This window comes from Thioclava arctica (genome assembly GCF_040892615.1).
GTDB lineage: Bacteria > Pseudomonadota > Alphaproteobacteria > Rhodobacterales > Rhodobacteraceae > Thioclava > Thioclava arctica.
In genome coordinates, this window is the sequence record NZ_JBFRYC010000008.1 from 18016 (window position 1) to 34029 (window position 16014).

General features: G+C 60.7%; 15 protein-coding genes. 9 read left to right on the top strand and 6 right to left on the bottom strand.

What is annotated here, in order from left to right; translation table 11 throughout:
* Positions 1-178: 178 nt before the first annotated feature.
* Together AB4874_RS13310 and AB4874_RS13315 are read left to right on the top strand one after the other, a co-directional pair.
* Positions 179-1792 carry an FMN-binding glutamate synthase family protein gene (locus AB4874_RS13310; protein WP_368392342.1) on the top strand — a complete coding sequence of 538 codons (1614 nt, stop codon included), beginning with the start codon at positions 179-181 and terminating at the stop codon, positions 1790-1792.
* Between the two features lie 163 nt (positions 1793-1955).
* Entirely contained in the window at positions 1956-2249 is a 294-nt protein-coding gene (locus tag AB4874_RS13315; RefSeq protein WP_368392343.1) for a hypothetical protein, read from the top strand.
* Positions 2250-2552: 303 nt separating this feature from the next.
* Here the strand turns inward: AB4874_RS13315 and AB4874_RS13320 are convergent, their stop codons facing one another.
* Together AB4874_RS13320 and AB4874_RS13325 are read right to left on the bottom strand one after the other, a co-directional pair.
* A complete protein-coding gene (locus AB4874_RS13320; protein WP_368392344.1) occupies positions 2553-3770 on the bottom strand; it encodes a DUF1501 domain-containing protein in 1218 nt (405 codons plus the stop codon).
* A 13-nt stretch (positions 3771-3783) separates the two neighbouring features.
* Positions 3784-5163, bottom strand: coding sequence for a DUF1800 domain-containing protein (locus tag AB4874_RS13325; protein ID WP_368392345.1), 1380 nt, complete (start codon positions 5161-5163; stop codon positions 3784-3786).
* Between the two features lie 221 nt (positions 5164-5384).
* Here AB4874_RS13325 and AB4874_RS13330 point away from each other — a divergent pair, with 221 nt between their 5' ends.
* From AB4874_RS13330 to AB4874_RS13345, 4 genes are all read left to right on the top strand, one after another.
* Entirely contained in the window at positions 5385-5900 is a 516-nt protein-coding gene (locus tag AB4874_RS13330) for a YeeE/YedE thiosulfate transporter family protein (protein WP_368392346.1), read from the top strand.
* Complete coding sequence (locus tag AB4874_RS13335; RefSeq protein ID WP_368392347.1) at positions 5897-6541, top strand: DUF6691 family protein; 645 nt, start codon at positions 5897-5899, stop codon at positions 6539-6541. Before AB4874_RS13330 ends, AB4874_RS13335 begins: the two co-directional genes overlap by 4 nt.
* 46 nt (positions 6542-6587) lie before the next feature.
* Positions 6588-7337, top strand: a complete 750-nt coding sequence (locus tag AB4874_RS13340) for a protein tyrosine phosphatase family protein (protein WP_368392348.1) — start codon at positions 6588-6590, stop codon at positions 7335-7337.
* 86 nt (positions 7338-7423) lie between these two features.
* Positions 7424-8182 (top strand): DUF6969 family protein, encoded by a 759-nt coding sequence (locus AB4874_RS13345; protein WP_368392349.1) that lies wholly within the window; start codon positions 7424-7426, stop codon positions 8180-8182.
* Here the strand turns inward: AB4874_RS13345 and AB4874_RS13350 are convergent.
* Positions 8179-8493 (bottom strand): TM2 domain-containing protein, encoded by a 315-nt coding sequence (locus tag AB4874_RS13350; protein WP_368392350.1) that lies wholly within the window; start codon positions 8491-8493, stop codon positions 8179-8181. The two genes, AB4874_RS13345 and AB4874_RS13350, sit on opposite strands and share 4 nt — an antisense overlap.
* A 114-nt stretch (positions 8494-8607) precedes the next feature.
* Between AB4874_RS13350 and AB4874_RS13355 the strand changes: the two genes are divergently transcribed.
* Entirely contained in the window at positions 8608-9408 is an 801-nt protein-coding gene (locus AB4874_RS13355; RefSeq protein ID WP_368392351.1) for a heme-dependent oxidative N-demethylase family protein, read from the top strand.
* 72 nt (positions 9409-9480) lie between these two features.
* Positions 9481-10260 (top strand): hypothetical protein, encoded by a 780-nt coding sequence (locus AB4874_RS13360; RefSeq protein WP_368392352.1) that lies wholly within the window; start codon positions 9481-9483, stop codon positions 10258-10260.
* 51 nt (positions 10261-10311) lie between these two features.
* On the opposite strand, the gene acnA is transcribed toward AB4874_RS13360, so the two are convergent.
* On the bottom strand, positions 10312-13059 hold the full coding sequence (gene acnA, locus AB4874_RS13365; protein ID WP_368392353.1) for an aconitate hydratase AcnA: 2748 nt from the start codon (positions 13057-13059) through the stop codon (positions 10312-10314).
* A 275-nt stretch (positions 13060-13334) separates the two neighbouring features.
* On the opposite strand from acnA, the gene AB4874_RS13370 reads away from it, so the two are divergent.
* Positions 13335-14237 carry a DUF1223 domain-containing protein gene (locus AB4874_RS13370; RefSeq protein ID WP_368392354.1) on the top strand — a complete coding sequence of 301 codons (903 nt, stop codon included), beginning with the start codon at positions 13335-13337 and terminating at the stop codon, positions 14235-14237.
* Between the two features lie 9 nt (positions 14238-14246).
* On the opposite strand, the gene AB4874_RS13375 is transcribed toward AB4874_RS13370, so the two are convergent.
* Complete coding sequence (locus AB4874_RS13375) at positions 14247-15119, bottom strand: lysophospholipid acyltransferase family protein (protein ID WP_368392355.1); 873 nt, start codon at positions 15117-15119, stop codon at positions 14247-14249.
* Complete coding sequence (locus AB4874_RS13380) at positions 15116-16006, bottom strand: DMT family transporter (protein WP_295532250.1); 891 nt, start codon at positions 16004-16006, stop codon at positions 15116-15118. Before AB4874_RS13380 ends, AB4874_RS13375 begins: the two co-directional genes overlap by 4 nt.
* Positions 16007-16014 lie beyond the last annotated feature (8 nt).

A 16014-nucleotide genomic window follows, 5' to 3' on the forward strand; every position in this document is an offset into this window, starting at 1 on the left:
ACGCTGGGCATGTGTGCAATTGCGCATTTGGTGGTTTTGGCGGCTTTGCCCCCTTGTTGGAGGCCCAAATGTGGGTCTTTTCGCGGCGTCATGGGGCGGGGCGTTGCGCCTCGACTCTGGGGCCTTGCGCGCTAAAGTGGCTGCCAAGACGAAACGTCATCAACCCCGAGGAGGGGGCATGTATACCCGCTTTATTCGCTTTTCGCCGCTCGCCATTTGTATCTTGCTGACATTGGGCGCACTTTCGGGACTTATTCTGACAGATTGGTTTTTGATTGCCGCAGTGATCTTTGGCTTTTTGTCGTTGGTGGGGGTGAATGACATCATCCAGACACGCCATGCGATTACGCGCAACTACCCGATTTTGGGCCATCTGCGCTTTTTGTTCGAAGAAATTCGCCCCGAGATCCGGCAATATCTGATCGAGAGCGATGATGATGAGGTGCCGTTTTCGCGCGCCACCCGCACGATCGTGTATCAGCGCGCCAAGGATATCGAAGACGCCAAGCCCTTTGGCACAAGGATGCGGGTCTCGGAATCGGGCTATCAGTGGATCACCCATTCGGTCAAACCGCGCCATATCGAGAATAGCGATTTCCGCGTCGAAATTGGCGGTCCCGATTGCAAGCAGCCCTATAACGCCTCGATTTACAACATCTCGGCGATGAGTTTCGGGGCGCTGTCGGCCAATGCGATCATGGCGCTCAACCGGGGTGCCAAGGCGGGCGGTTTTGCCCATGACACGGGCGAGGGCGGCATTTCGCGCTATCACCGCGAGGGTGGCGGCGATCTGATCTACGAGCTGGGCTCGGGCTATTTCGGCTGTCGCAACCATGATGGCAGTTTCAACCCCGAGAAATTTGCGATGCGCGCGGGGGATCCGCAGGTCAAGATGATCGAGATCAAGCTGTCACAAGGTGCCAAACCCGGCCATGGCGGCATGCTGCCCGCCGCCAAGATCACGCCCGAAATAGCCGAAGCCCGCGATATTCCGATGGGGGTGGATTGTGTGTCACCCGCATCGCATTCCGCCTTTGATACGCCCATCGAGATGATGCATTTCATCGCCAAACTGCGTGAATTGTCGGGCGGCAAGCCGATTGGCTTCAAGCTGTGCGTTGGCCATCGGCGCGAATTCATGTGTATCGTCAAGGCGATGCTGGAAACCGGCATCACGCCCGATTTCATTGTTGTGGATGGTAAAGAGGGTGGCACCGGGGCCGCGCCTTTGGAATTTGCCAACCATATGGGCTTCCCGCTGGTTGAGGGTTTGGTGTTTGTGCACAACACCCTGCGCGGGGCGGGGCTGCGCGACAAGATCAAGATCGGCGCAAGCGGCAAGCTGGTCACCGCCTTTCACATCGCCAAGACGCTGGCGATTGGGGCGGATTGGGCCAATTCGGCGCGCGGTTTCATGTTCGCGGTGGGCTGTATTCAGGCGCAATCGTGTCACACCAACCGCTGCCCGACCGGCGTGACCACGCAAGACAAGATCCGCCAGCGTGCCTTGGTGGTGCCCGACAAGGCGACCCGCGTGGCCAATTTCCACCGCAACACGATGAAGGCGCTCAGCGAGATGACCGGGGCGGCGGGACTGACCCATCCGGGGCAATTCCTGCCCCACCACCTGCTGGTGCGCGTCACCGACCGCGATTTCAAGGTTGGCGACGAGGTCTATCCCTACATGCCCGAGGGCTTCTTGCTGCGCGAGGACGATGACCGCTTTGGCTATCTCAACCGCTGGCAACGCGCCCGCGCCGAGGCGTTTGAACCGATCGACAGCGGGGTGTGATTTTTGGGGGCGACCCGCTGGGGCACAAAACCGGGACGCGCGAGCGGGCGCGTCCCGGTCGTGGCGATAGTCGGCTTGGAGCCCTGTTTGAGGTTCTACACTCTTACTGACACTCTTAGTGCTGGCTCATTCTCATGAAACCGTACGGTCTAGGAGATACTCGATGGGAGCAATAGATGGTGTGCCGTTACTACTCTCAGCGGCTGAAGTAACAGCACGAAAATTCTACGAGGACGTTTCAAAATTACACAAGCTAATGGACGAACAAGGCGGGCAAACAGTTTTTGTGAATGGCCTACGAATGGCGACTGTTCAGATTGAAGTTGCTGCCGTCGGTGTCTTTTCTCTCTTTGAGGCGCGGCTGCAGCCCCAGTTCCCAAGGGGTCCGTTCTTCAAGCAGTTGAAGGCACACCTAACCAAAGTCGGTCAGACTGAACTCGCGAACGATGTCTGGTAATATTACTTGGCGGTGAACGTGCTGAAACACGGGCAGGGTTCAAGTTACGAGGAACTGCTCAAGACACCCAATTTGCCATTTACAATAAAGCAACCGGGTGACTTCTTCTTTGATGAAGGCGACATCGCTGAACCTGAAGGTCTAATACACGTCACCTCAACAGGTTTCTTCGAGGGGCTCATTCAAACACTAAGTAGAGCACACATGTCATTTGAAGGCTGATGGGTCGTTTAGGATTTAGGTTTGTTTTGTCCGCAAACCAACCCCAGAAGATCTCGCGCCAATCCCGCAGCTTTGCCCCCCTCACGCGATGATCCTAGGATCGTCCCCCATATCCAGACGCGGGAAGACGGTGGTTTCCAGCAAGCTTTTCTCAAAGCCGAACATGCCGCGCATCGCCCAAGCGGCATAGGCGCGCACGTCGGCGGTGGGCATCAGGTCGCGCTGTTCGAACAGGGCGTGATCGGCCAGACCGGGCCATTTGCCATAAACCTGCCCGCCGCGAATGGCGCCGCCCGCCATAATCAGCGCGCCCCCGGTGCCGTGATCGGAGCCAGCGGTGCCGTTTTCGCGAGCGGTACGGCCGAACTCGGTCATGGCCAGAACCGTCGTCTTGCTCCAATCGCGGCCCAGCCCGGATTTCAGCGCAAGGATCGCGCCCGACAGATCGCTCAGCCGCCCGGCCAGCACATTGCGCTGGTTGCGATGGGTGTCCCAGCCGCCAATCGAGAAGGTGGCGATCCGTGTGTCTTCGCGCAGCCGGGCCGCGGCAAAGGCTGCCAATTCAGCGCCCTGTCCCTTGATCTTGGGAAGGCGTGCCATGCCGTTCTTTTCAGCCGTTTTTTCGGCCTCCAGACGCGCGGAAATCTCCAGCGCCTCTTGGGCGGCTGCGTGAAACAGCGGGTCCTCTTCATAAACGCGCTCGAGCAGGCGCTGGCTTTGATCGCTGATGCGAAGCCGTGTTTTGGGGGCCCAGCTCATCGACGGGGCGGGCCCCTCGATCACCTTCATCTCATCGCGCCCGACCGCATAGGCGGTGTCAGATTTCAGATCAGGCACCGCTTGCAGCATCCGGTTGAGCCAGCCATCGCGCACCTGCGGTTCAAGCACATCCAGCCCCGTGCCCGCCTCAAGAATGTCCTGCCCGTCAAAATGGCTGCGCTTGTCGCGATAGGGCGTGGCGACGGCATGGGCAAAGCCTAGCTCGCCCGCGGTCCACAGCGGCATCAAATCGGACATCGCCGGGTGGAGCGCATAAAAATCATTCAGCGCGGGGCCGGTCTTGCCGTCGGTCAGGCTGGGTTTGCGGTAGGTGGCGTAATCGGGGTCGCCGATCGGGCGCACCACATCCAGCCCGTCCATCGCGCCGCGCAAAATGATGACCACAAGGCGCTCATCTCCGGGGGCAGAGGCAAAGGTCACGGGGCTGAGCAGGGGCCATGCGGCGGCCGAGCAGCCGATCAGCGAGGCGGAGCGCAAAAACAGGCGGCGAGAGATCGGGCGGGCTGGTTTATGTGTCATCGCGAGGACCCCTCTAGCGGCGGTTGAAATTGGCCGAGGCAAGGACCAGTCCGATCCCCTTGCGTTTGCTTTCGGCGCGCGCGGCGGCTTGCACCAAGGTCGGGCTTGCCGCATCGCCCAAGGCGGTCTGGACGAACTGGCGCGGATCGGGCAGGTGGCGTTCGTGAAGGGCCGCCATGCGCATCGACCAGTTGATCCGTGTGGCCAGCGCTTGCGGGGTGATCCACGCGGTGGCGTCTTCGGCCCAGCCATTCGGACCAAGGGGCTTGTGATTGGGTTGCCCCATCGCTCTGAGCGGGGCGTAAAACCGCGAGCGAGTCTTTTTGTCGTCGAGGCTGTCAATCAAGGCGGCGGGGGGATTGATGGCGCGCAGGCTGGCGGCGATGAAATCCCACGGCTGGCGTGCTTTGCCCCCAAGCGGCACCCACGCAGCGGGGTGCTCGAGCATCGCCGCGTAGGTGGCGCGCAGGTCGCTATTATGGGCGCTATAGGCTGAGGCGATATGGGCAACGAGATCTGGATCGGGCTGATCGGCCACGAAATGCACTGCCAGCTTATGGGCCAGATGATGTGCCGTAGCCGGGCTGAGTGCGATATCGTCAAGGGCTGCGTAAATGTCGCTAAGCTTGGCAGGGGTTTCACCGCCATAATGCCGCCCCAGCACCAGTTCGGCCCCCGGTTGCGCCCAATTTGGATGAAAGGCAAAGCCCTGTTGCGCGTTGAACCCCAGTCCGGTCAAGAGCTTGGAAAACTCGCGCACATCCGTTTGCGTATAGGTGGCCGAGACGCCCAGAGTGTGCAACTCTAACACCTCCCGCCCCAGATTTTCATTCAGCCCGACTTTTTTACGCTTTTGGGCAAAGGCGCTTTGTGGCCCGATCGAGCGGGTCTGATCGAGATACATCAACATCGCCGGATGGGTCACGGCAGCGCGCAGCATTTGCGCGAATGTGCCCGTCAGATGGGGGCGAATCGCTTCTTTGGCAAAGGCATCGGGCGCAGTGGCAGTGACGGTGTTCTTTGCGGTCACAGTGAAGTGATCGCACCAGAAATAGTGCAGCCGTTCGCGAAACCCCTGAGGCGACAGGCTGGCGCGGGCAAGCTGGGCGCGCAAGCCGTTCAGCACCTGTGTGTTGAGAATATCTCTCGTGGCTCTGATCCGGGTCTGGGCGGTCTGATCGCCCTCACGCTGGGCCTTCTGCGCCGCATACATATCGCGCATTTGTTGGCGCATAAATTCCGTTCCACGCAGCGGCCAGCGCACCGCTGCGCTATCAGGTTCATCAAGCTGGCTTCGCAGCGCCTGCGCATCGCGTGGCGCAGGCTGGTCGGGCGACAGCCCATAGCCAAAGTGGATCGCCGCGATTGTCGAGATGTTTTCCGCCCCGGCCATCTTGGTCACCTTTTCGCGAGGATGTCGCGGGCGCTGTCCCGGGACCAGAGGGATCAAGATACGCCCCCCGCGAGGGCTTGCCTAGCGGGCGCGATGCGGTCTCGCAGTAATGTGCCAGTCGGGTGAGATGCTGCGCTGCGGCGAGTAAATCCGTTGCTTGCATCACATCTTCTTGTATCATCATGTTTGAATATATCGACATGGGAGAAAGGGAGACTGCCATGAGAGACACTCCAAAGCCATTTTGGTCACCGCTTTCAGCGGGAATTGTGCTGGGTTTAGCGCTTTTGCTGACCTTTATCATTACCGGCCACGGGCTGGGAGCTTCTGGTTTCGTGACGCGATTCGCAGCGCAAGCCAATGAATGGGTCGCCCCGACCGCGACCGCAGAGAACGCCTATTTCGGGCCGTTCATGAAGGCGGGCAATCCGCTGATGTCCTGGATCACCTGGGAAGTCGTGGGCGTGCTGATCGGCGCGTTTCTGGGCGCCAAAGGGGCCGGGCGCATTTCGGTTAAAGTGGAGCGCGGGCCTTCGACGTCCAGCGGCAACAGGTTGATGTATGCGCTGATCGGGGGCGCGCTGGTGGGCTTTGGCGCGCGTCTGGCACGCGGCTGCACTTCGGGTGTGGGGCTGTCGGGGGGTGCCACGCTTGCCGTGGCAGGTTTCGTGTTCCTGATCGGATTTTTCGCGGCAGGCTTTGCCGTGTCCTTTTTGATGCGGAGGGTCTGGCAATGAGTATTCCGTTTTATGATGGCGGCGTGGCCTCAGGTTTGCTGTCGGGTGTGCTGTTTGGCTACGCGCTTGAGGCCGCCGGCTTTGGCAGCGCGCGCAAGCTGACGGCGCAGTTTTCGCTGCGGGATTTCTCGGTGTTCAAGGTGATGTTCACTGCCGTTCTGGTGTCGGCAATCGGGCTGTATATCCTGCGCTCGATGGGGCTGATGGCGGGCAATGCGGTGTTTATTCCGACGCTGTTCTTCTGGGCGATCCTTGCGGGTGGTCTGCTGATCGGGGCCGGGTTCGCGCTTGGGGGCTATTGCCCGGGCACCTCGGTGGTTGGCGTGGCCTCGGGGCGCATCGACGCGGTGGTTTTCGCCGTGGGCATGGTGATTGGCACTTCGGCTTTCGCTTGGGTGTATGAGCCGCTGATGGGCTTTTATATGGCCGGTCAGGGCCCGGCGGCGCAAACCTTGCCGCAGTTGTTCGGCCTGCCCGAATGGGTGGTTCTGCTGGTGCTGGTGGTTTTGGCCGCGATCGGTTTCCGGCTTGGCACGATGATGGAGCGCGCACGTGGCGGCCCGCTGACGTCTGAGGAGGTCTGTGCACCCGATGACGAGGCCGATGACCTGACCATGACCGCAGCCACGCGCCAAGCGTGACCTGTGGCCAACGTGATTTGACGATTTTTTGAGGGAGGAAAGACTGATGAAACTGAGAAAGACCAAGACTCGTAAAAGCCTGATGCGCGCAGCAATGGTGCCGATGACGGCGCTGGCGATGAGCGCTGCACTGCCGATGGCAGCTTCGGCGCAGGCCACCAACCCCTGTGCGCCCGCCGCAGTGGTCAATCCTTGCGCCCCGGCGGCAGTGCCTGCCAACCCTTGCGCACCGGGCGCAGCAGCGGCCAACCCCTGTGCGCCGGGTGCGGCAGCCGCAACAGCCGCCGATGCGGCACCGATGGCCAAAGGCCCCTTTGACACGACGGTCAAGGCCGCGCAGGCCCCCTATGGCAACGAGATGCCCAATATAGTGGTGAATTACCTGCGTGCCTCGCCCTATATCGGCACGGGTGGTTTTATTGACCCGACCGGGATCCCGATGCTCAAGATGATGGGATTCAAAACCGTTGTGAGCCTGCTCAAGCCCGATGAGGGCACGCCCAACGAAGGCGATTTGGTCAAGACGGCGGGGATGAATTACATCCATATCGCCGTTCCGACCAAAGCACCGACTGCCGATCAGGTCGCGGAATTCGCCAAGATTGCGGATGATCCGGCGAACTACCCGATCTTGTTGCATTGCGAGAGCGCCAACCGCGTCGGCGCGATGTGGGCGCTGTATCGCGCCTCCAAGGGCGTGCCCGCTGAAATCGCAATCGAAGAGGGCCGTCAGGTCGGTCTCAAGACCTCGCGCGAGGCGCAGGTGCGTGTCGACCTGGGCTTGCCGCCGCTCTGATCTGGTGGTGTAGTGAAATGAACGGGACCGGTCGGTTGGCCGGTCCCGCTTTTATAAGACCGGCTGCAGTCGAGTGAGGGGTTAGTATGGGTCAAATTGTGCGCTCTGGCGCTGAAATCGCACCGCCCGTGCTGAGAAAGCTGCCGCGCGGGCGCCTTGAAGAAATGCATGACGCCGCCGAGACAGTGATCGAATGCGAAACCGTGCTGCGCAAATCGGGCATGAGCGTGCTGTCCGAAGTGCTGCGCGATCAGGGCACCTTCACCACATGGGAGCGCTATCCCAAGGGCGACATTTTTGACCCCGAAACCCATTGTCAGTATTTCTATCACGCCCATGCCGCCGATGAGATGCTCAGCAGCGAAAATGGGCATTTTCATCTGTTCGTGCGCCCTGACGCGTTGGGCCTGAACCTTACGCCTTGGGATTTGCCCGGCGCGAGAATTCCCGCCGATGCGCCAGATGATACGGGCGCGCGATTTGCCCATATCGGTGCGATCAGCGTAAACGCCAAGGGCACGCCGTTGCGGATTTTCACCACCAATCGCTGGGTGACCGACGAGACGTTTTATCGTGCCTCTGACATGATCCGTCTCTTGGACCATTTCGCGATTGAACTGGCGCATCCGAACTGGGCTGTAAACCTGTGGCTTAGCGCAATGGTCAGCCTCTATCGCCCGCAATTCGAGGCGCTTTTAGAGGCGCGCGACAGTCGCATTCAGGCATGGCTCGACAGCCATCCCGACAGTGCCGTGCTTGAAGATCGCGGCTTGCAGAATATCTCTGAGCTGGCCATCGACACCCATGCCCAAATCGCGGCGATCGAGGCCGAACTCGATCTTTAGCTTTCCTGCATCAAGCGCCAGCGGGTCTCGGCCATGCTTTGGCTGATCATGCCGGGGATCAGCAGCGCATCGATCAGCCACCACAGCCCGACCAGCGCCAGCGGGACATAGCCAATCAGGATCGGCGCCAGCAATGTGCCAATCCCGGTCATCAGCAGCATGATCACGCCCGAGCCGACGCGCCCCAGATACATCCGGTGCACGCCCAGCATCGGCAGGAAGAACCAGATCGCATAGGCGGCCAGCGCCGATTTCTTTTCATTGGCGACGCGCTGTTCGATATAAAGTGCGCGGGTGTCGTCTCGGGTCATGTTAAGCCTCGTTACATCATCTGATCCCGATATGGGGGGTGTTACGCGCGGTGCAAGCCCGCAATTGCAAAAACGCGACTTGCGAGGGCGCGCATTGCACGGCAGGTTGGCGCGATGGAACCGATCTTGCAAACATCGCTCAGCTTTGCGCCCTGGATGGAGGCGCGCACCCGGCGGCTGCCCGGCGTGGTGCCGTTAGACCCGGAGAATTGGCTAGAGGTCGACAGCGCCTATGGCGCGCAAATGGCGCTGCGCGAACGACTTTTGGCCGAGACGCCCGATCAAGTGCATGCGCTGGCCCCAAATGCCGAACCCGCCGCCGCCGAGCTCTATCAGATGATCTTGGGCATCCTGCCCAGTCTTGGATTTGATCTGCAAGGGGGCCGCGCGATTTGCCCCGATGGGCGCGTCGTGGCGCTTGATCCAACGCAGCCGCTGATGACGCTGGGGCGGCTGGTGCAAGAGGATCTGTGCCTTCTGCAAGCCGATCCTGAGGGCACGGGGCAGGGCGAACATGTGCTGACTGGCGGCGTGCTGTGTTTCCCCTCTGGCTGGCGGCTGACCGAGAAATTTGGCCGCGCGATGATGCGCATCCACAAACCGATCGAGATTTACACCGACGATCTGGGTGCGCGGGTGCAACGCCTGATGGATGGGGTGCAACCGGGGCGCGGGCTGATGCGCGGCACGGCGTCTCATTCCGATGCGTTTCTCGCCGATCCGCGCTCGGAATACGAATATGACCATGGAAGCGCAGCCTCGAAATTCATCCGGGTGGAACGACAGGGCCTTGTGCGCTTGCCCGAAACCCGCGCGGTGGTGTTTTCGATCCACACCCAAATCGTGCGCACCGAAGCGCTGAGCGCGGAGCAGGCTGCATTGCTGGCGGAGTTCCCGATCCGCTTGGCGGATTAATTGTTGACGTAAGGTCATCCTGTGTCATCCTTACCCGAAGAACTTCATTTATGGCTGTTCGGAGTTTGACCGATGATTGCATCTTCCGTATTTTGTCGCCGTAAAGTCTTGGGCACGGCCCTGCTCGCCCCACTGGCCACAGGGATATTTCCCGGCGTTGCATTCGCCCAAGATTTCGAGCGTTTCAAAGCCGCCCTCGACGCCTCGCGCTCCATTGCAGATACGCTTGCTGCAAATGTGGCAGAGGCTTCGTTCCCGATCAACGCGCAAACCGCAAAGGCTTGGCAGGACACCGATTTCCAAGGGCGACGCCAGCTTGCTGATGCCGCAGTCGAGATTCCTGCCGAGGAGTTGCGCCCGTTCGTCATAGAAGGCCAAGAGACGCTCTATGATGCTATGCTTCTGGCTGGTGTCGCACCGATCCCTAGTCCAGATCAGGTGGTGGCGATCCCCATCGAACAGGTCCCATCAAAGACAACCTGTCCCGCGGCAGCAAGAACCGCTTGGGAGATTTTCCTGGACGCTCTTGGGCTTCTTGATGAGTCGGAGATAATCGAAGAAGTGCTGAAGGCGATCGGCGGCGAGCAGACGATGGATGACATGGCCGATGCAGTCAAGAAAAAGGATATCGAACGATTTTTCGACGGCTGCAAAAAACTCCTGACATTGTTTGGCGAAAAGACCTTCCTCGAAATGTTCATCGAAAAGGCCGGCAAAAAAGCCTTTTCCAAGCTGCTTGCGGCACTGTCCTTGCGGATGATTCCGTTTGTCGGCTGGGGGTATGTGTTGGTTTCGATCGCACTCTCGGTGAATCGGCATTGGGCAGACATTATCTGTGATCGCGCCGAGTAATCAAAAAGGCCCCGCGAATGCGGGGCCTTTCCAATTCTCTCAACGCTGAAATCAGGCTTTGGCCAGATTGCGCAGCACATATTGCAGCACGCCGCCATTGCGCAGGTATTCGATCTCGACTGCGGTATCGATCCGGCTTTTCAGCTTGATCTCTTTGGTCGAGCCGTCCGCGTAGGTGATGGTGCAGGGCACGATCGACTGCGGTTTGATATCGCCTTCCAGCCCGGTGATCGTGACCTCTTCCGCGCCCGTCAGGTTCAGATCCTTGCGGGTCTGGCCGTCGGTGAACTCGAACGGGATCACGCCCATGCCAACAAGGTTCGAGCGGTGGATACGCTCAAAGCTTTCCGCGATCACGGCCTTGACGCCCAGCAGGTTGGTGCCCTTGGCCGCCCAGTCACGCGACGAGCCCGCGCCATACTGTTCGCCACCAAAGATCACCAGCGGCTTGCCTTGCTCGGCATAGGCCATCGCGGCGTCGTAGATTGAGGTCTGCTTACCATCGGGGCCCTTGGTATAGCCGCCCTCGACACCATCGAGCATCTCGTTCTTGATGCGGATATTGGCGAAGGTGCCGCGCATCATGACTTCGTGGTTGCCACGACGCGAGCCGTAGGAGTTGAAGTCTTTCGGTGCGACCTGACGCTCGACCAGATATTTGCCCGCAGGCGTATCGGGTTTGAACGAGCCTGCCGGCGAGATGTGGTCGGTGGTCACGAAATCGCCCAGCACGGCGAGAATGCCCGCACCTTTGACATCCGAGATCACGCCAGCCTCGGGCGACATACCCCGGAAATAGGGCGGGTTCTGGATGTAGGTCGAGGTCGGCGGCCAGTCATAGGTCTCGCCCCCTGACACGTCCACGGCCTGCCATTTCTCGTCGCCTTTGAAGACATCGGCGTATTTGTCGATGAACTTGTCGCGGGTGACGACCTTTTGGACCAGATCGGCAATTTCCTTGTCGGTCGGCCAGATGTCCTTGAGATAGACATCCTTGCCATCGGGGGTTTGCGCCAGCGGCTGCGAGGTGATGTCGATATTCATGTCACCGGCCAGCGCATAGGCCACCACAAGGGGGGGCGAAGCGAGGTAGTTGGCGCGCACATCGGGGCTGATACGCCCTTCAAAGTTGCGGTTGCCCGACAGAACCGAGGTTGCGATCAGGTCATTGTCGTTGATCGCCGTGGAGATCTCGGGCTGAAGCGGGCCGGAGTTGCCGATACAGGTGGTGCAGCCATAACCCACAAGGTCAAAGCCCACCGCGTCGAGATCTTCTTGCAGGTTTGCGGCCTCAAGATACTCCGACACGACCTGCGACCCGGGTGCGAGCGAAGTTTTCACCCAAGGCTTGCGGTTTAGACCCAGCGCGCGGGCTTTGCGCGCCACCAGACCGGCAGCGATCATCACATAGGGGTTGGAGGTGTTGGTGCAGGACGTGATCGAGGCGATCACGACCGAGCCGTCGTGCAGTTCGTAATCTTCGCCCGCGACCTTGGCGGACTTGGCTTTGATCGTTTTGGTTGGAATCGGACCCTCAGCGGCCATGTCATGTGCCGCCTCCGAGTCGTCCTTGCCGCGGAACTCGTTGATCACGTTCGCGAACGCCGCAGAAGCGGTGGTCAGCGGCAGGTAATCTTGCGGGCGTTTGGGGCCCGAGATCGCAGGCACAATCGTGCCCATGTCGAGTTCCAGCGTGGACGAATAGATCGGCGCGTAATCGGCCCCACGCCACATGCCGTTGGCCTTGGCATAGGCTTCGACCAGCGCGATGCGGTCCTTGTCGCGACCGGTTTGTTCCAGATAGCGCAAGGTTTCGTCATCAACCGGGAAGAAGCCGCAAGTTGCGCCATATTCCGGTGCCATGTTGGCGATCGTGGCACGCTGTGCCAGCGGCAGATGATCCAGACCTTCGCCGTAGAATTCGACGAATTTGCCAACCACGCCATGGGCGCGCAGCATTTCGACGACTTTGAGCACAAGGTCGGTGCCGGTGGTGCCTTCGACCATCGCGCCCGTCAGCTTGAAGCCGACGACCTCGGGGATCAGCATCGAGATCGGTTGACCCAGCATCCCGGCCTCGGCCTCGATCCCGCCAACGCCCCAGCCCAGAACGGCCGCGCCGTTGACCATGGTGGTGTGGGAATCGGTGCCCACCAGCGTATCGGGATAGGCGATCTGAGCGCCGGTCTGATCCTTGTCAGTCCAAACGGTCTGGGCCAGATATTCCAGGTTCACCTGGTGGCAGATGCCGGTGCCCGGCGGTACCACGCGGAAGTTTTCAAACGCGGTCTGGCCCCATTTGAGGAACTGGTAGCGCTCGATATTGCGCTCGTATTCGCGATCCACGTTCATCTGGAAGGCGCGCGGGTTGCCGAATTCGTCGATCATCACCGAGTGGTCGATCACCAGATCGACAGGCACCAGCGGGTTGATCTTTTGCGCATCGCCGCCAAGGCCCTTGATGCCGTCGCGCATTGCCGCGAGGTCCACAACGGCGGGAACGCCGGTGAAATCCTGCATCAGAACACGCGCCGGGCGATAGGCGATCTCGCGCGGGTTCTTGCCGCCTTGCTTGGCCCATTCGCCAAACGCCTTGATGTCTTCAAGCGAGACGGTGAACCCGTCATCCTCAAAGCGCAGCAGGTTTTCCAGCACCACTTTGAGAGAGGCGGGGAGTTTGGTGAATTCGCCCAGACCGGCCTCGGTGGCGGCGGGGATCGAATAATAGGTGAATGTCTTGGAGCCGACGCTTAGCTCGCGGCGGGTCTTGGCAGAGTCTTTACCGGTGACGATGGGCATGAGATGGCCTCCCTTCATGGGTCCTAAGGGTGTCGCTGAGACAGTGTTTGCCCCAAGCGGGGCGCGCGTTCAAGAGGCGCGTGCTACTTTTTGTATACCGTTGCACACAAAGAGGGCGAATTTGGTCCGCAAAGGGTGCCAAGGTCTGCAAGTTCGTCCGCGCGCGGGGGGGCCACCCTGCGCAACAGTTACGCAACGAATTCTCGCAAAACCTTGATTGGCTCTGGTGTGGTCGTCAACGCTAGATATAAGGACGAGAGTTTGGAAGGGTTTCAATGGCACGCGCAGGTATCAGCGCTTCGGTGACGGTCTGCCTTGGTTTGGCATTGGGTAGCTTTTGGCTGCCAGAAACCGTTTTTGCGCAAGACAGCGCGCCAAGCGCACCCCAATCCGCGCCCACAGCCAAGCCTGCCGAGACGCCGCTCATCAAGCCCGATGCCCCACCGGGAATGCGGCGCAACGCTGCGGATGCGTTGGTGCGCTCAATGGCGGGACAAGTGTCGCCTAGCGACGATACGCCCGCGCATGACCCGATCGTGGTTGAATTGTTCACCTCGCAGGGCTGTTCATCTTGCCCGCCCGCAGATGCGCTGTTTCAGACATATGCCGATCGTGACGACGTGATCGCGCTCGCGCTGCATGTCGATTACTGGGATTATCTGGGCTGGAAAGATCCCTTTGGCAAAGCCGAATTCACTGCGCGCCAAAAAGCCTATGCTCGCGCCGCCCGAGAGCGCACCGTCTACACGCCGCAAATGATTGTCGGCGGCACGACGGCGCTGGTTGGCGTGCAAAAAGACGAATTGAAAGTTGCGATTGCCCAGCAAAGCGCCGTGCGCCAGCCGGTTCATTTGAAAATCAGCGGCGCAGACGGCGACTATGAGGTGTTGCTTTCGGCGGACCCGCCGCTCAGCGCGCCCGCTGTGGTGCAGATCGTGCGCTACATGCCCGAGGCGCGCATCGCGATCTTGCGCGGTGAAAACGCCGGCCAGACGATTGATTACCGCAACATCGTGACCGAATGGCATGCGGTGGCGGAATGGGACGGCAAGACGCCGACCCGGATCAAGGTTGATCTGGATGGCACTGATCCGGGCGTGGTGATCGTGCAAGCGGCCCAGCCGGGGCAGGGCGTGCCGCTGCCGGGCAAAATTCTGGCCGCGGGTCGCCTTGAGTAAGCCAGACCGTTAACCGCGCTGCTTCCAGCGGCGATGTATCCAGAACCACTGATCCATATGATCGCGCACCCGCGCCTCAAGGGCGTCGTTGAGCGCCTGCGTCATCGTCTCGGCATCGCTATGGGGCACAGGCGCGTCAACGAGGATACGAAAGGTCAGCCCGTCAGGCTGACGAACCGCGTAGACTTGAATCAGCTCGGCTTTCATCTTGAGCGCCATTTCCGCCGCTGACAGCGGCGTGCGCGCGGGCTGGCCGAAAAAGGTCAGATCCGCACCGCGCTTGAAATACTGATCAAAGCCGAAGGCCACCATCCCGCCATCGCGCAGATATTTCATCATCTCGGCCAGCCCACGCCGCGAGCGCGCGAAAAGCGGCTCGGCAATGGCGGAGATCGCAGCGACATATTGCGCGTTAAAGGCGGCATTGTTCATCGGGCGGTAGATTGCACCCACCCGATAGCCACGCGCCACAAGCGCGCCGCGCCAAGCGTCGTAATTGCCAAAATGCCCCACCGCCAGCACCACGGGGCGGTCTTCGGCATGGGCGCGCGCAAGGACCTCGGCGCCGGGGCCTTCGATGGGCAGATCGCGCACGCGGGCCAGAAATTCCTCGCCCGAATAGATCTCTGCCAGCATCCGGCCCAGATTGTCAGGCACCGCGCGTTCAAGGCGTTTGACCTCGGCCTCGGGCAGATCGGGGCAGGTCAGCGCCAAATTCTCGCGCACCCGGCGGGTAAACCCGATCATGGGAGCGGCGCGCGCCACCAAACGCCCGGCCAGCGGGATGCGCCGCTCATAGGGCAGCATTTGCACCAGCTTCATCACCGTCACGAAAACGGCGTTGGACAGGCGATCGGAAAGGGAAATCGTGTCGTTTTTCATCGCGGGCTGTCTGTTGGAAGGCGCGCCGCGCGGCGCTCGCGTGACCAGACATAAAGCCCCGCGCCGATGATCACAAGCGCCCCCAGAATCGTGGCGCTATCGGGCAGTTGGTCAAACATCAGCCAGCCCCAGAACGAGGCAAAGATCAGCCCCGAATACCCAAACGGGGCCAATGTGCCCGCCTCGCCTAGCGAAAATGCCCGGATCAGCAGGAATTGGCTAAGGCTGCCCGCCAGCCCGAGGCCTGCGAAAACCCACAGATCTCCCCAAGCGATGGGTTGCCAGATGAAGGGCAGGGCCAGTGAGGACAGCGCCAGCCCGACCAACGAGGACCAAAGCTGCGAGGTCGCCGCACTATCGCCGCGCACCTGCCGTGTGAGCAAAACGGCGCCTGCAAAGCTGAATGCGGCTAACAGTGCCAGTAGGGCTGCCGGGTGAAACATGCCGGTGCCGGGACGCAGGATGATCATCGCGCCAATGAACGCAGCCGCGATCCCGAAGATGCGATGCACGCCTAGCCGCTCGCCCAGAAACAGCGCCGCCCCCAGCGTCACGATCACCGGGTTCAGATCACCAAGGGCCGTGGCCTGCGCCAAGCCGATATAGCGCAGCGCGAAGAAAAACGACACGATCGCGCCCATCTGGAACAGCGCGCGCCCGGCCTGCAATACGGGCTGGCGGGTGCGCAACCGGCGCGGCACCGAGCGCCCGAAAATCGCCCCCAGTACCAGCGCATTCACCCCAAAACGCGCCCAGACGATCAGCAGCGGATGATAGCCCTGGCCCAGCAGCTTGGCGAAAGCATCCATCAGGGTGAGCATCGAAAACGCGCCCAGCATGAAGACCACCGCCAGACCGGGTCGGTCGGGATGAAAAGAGGGGGCCACGGCGGGCC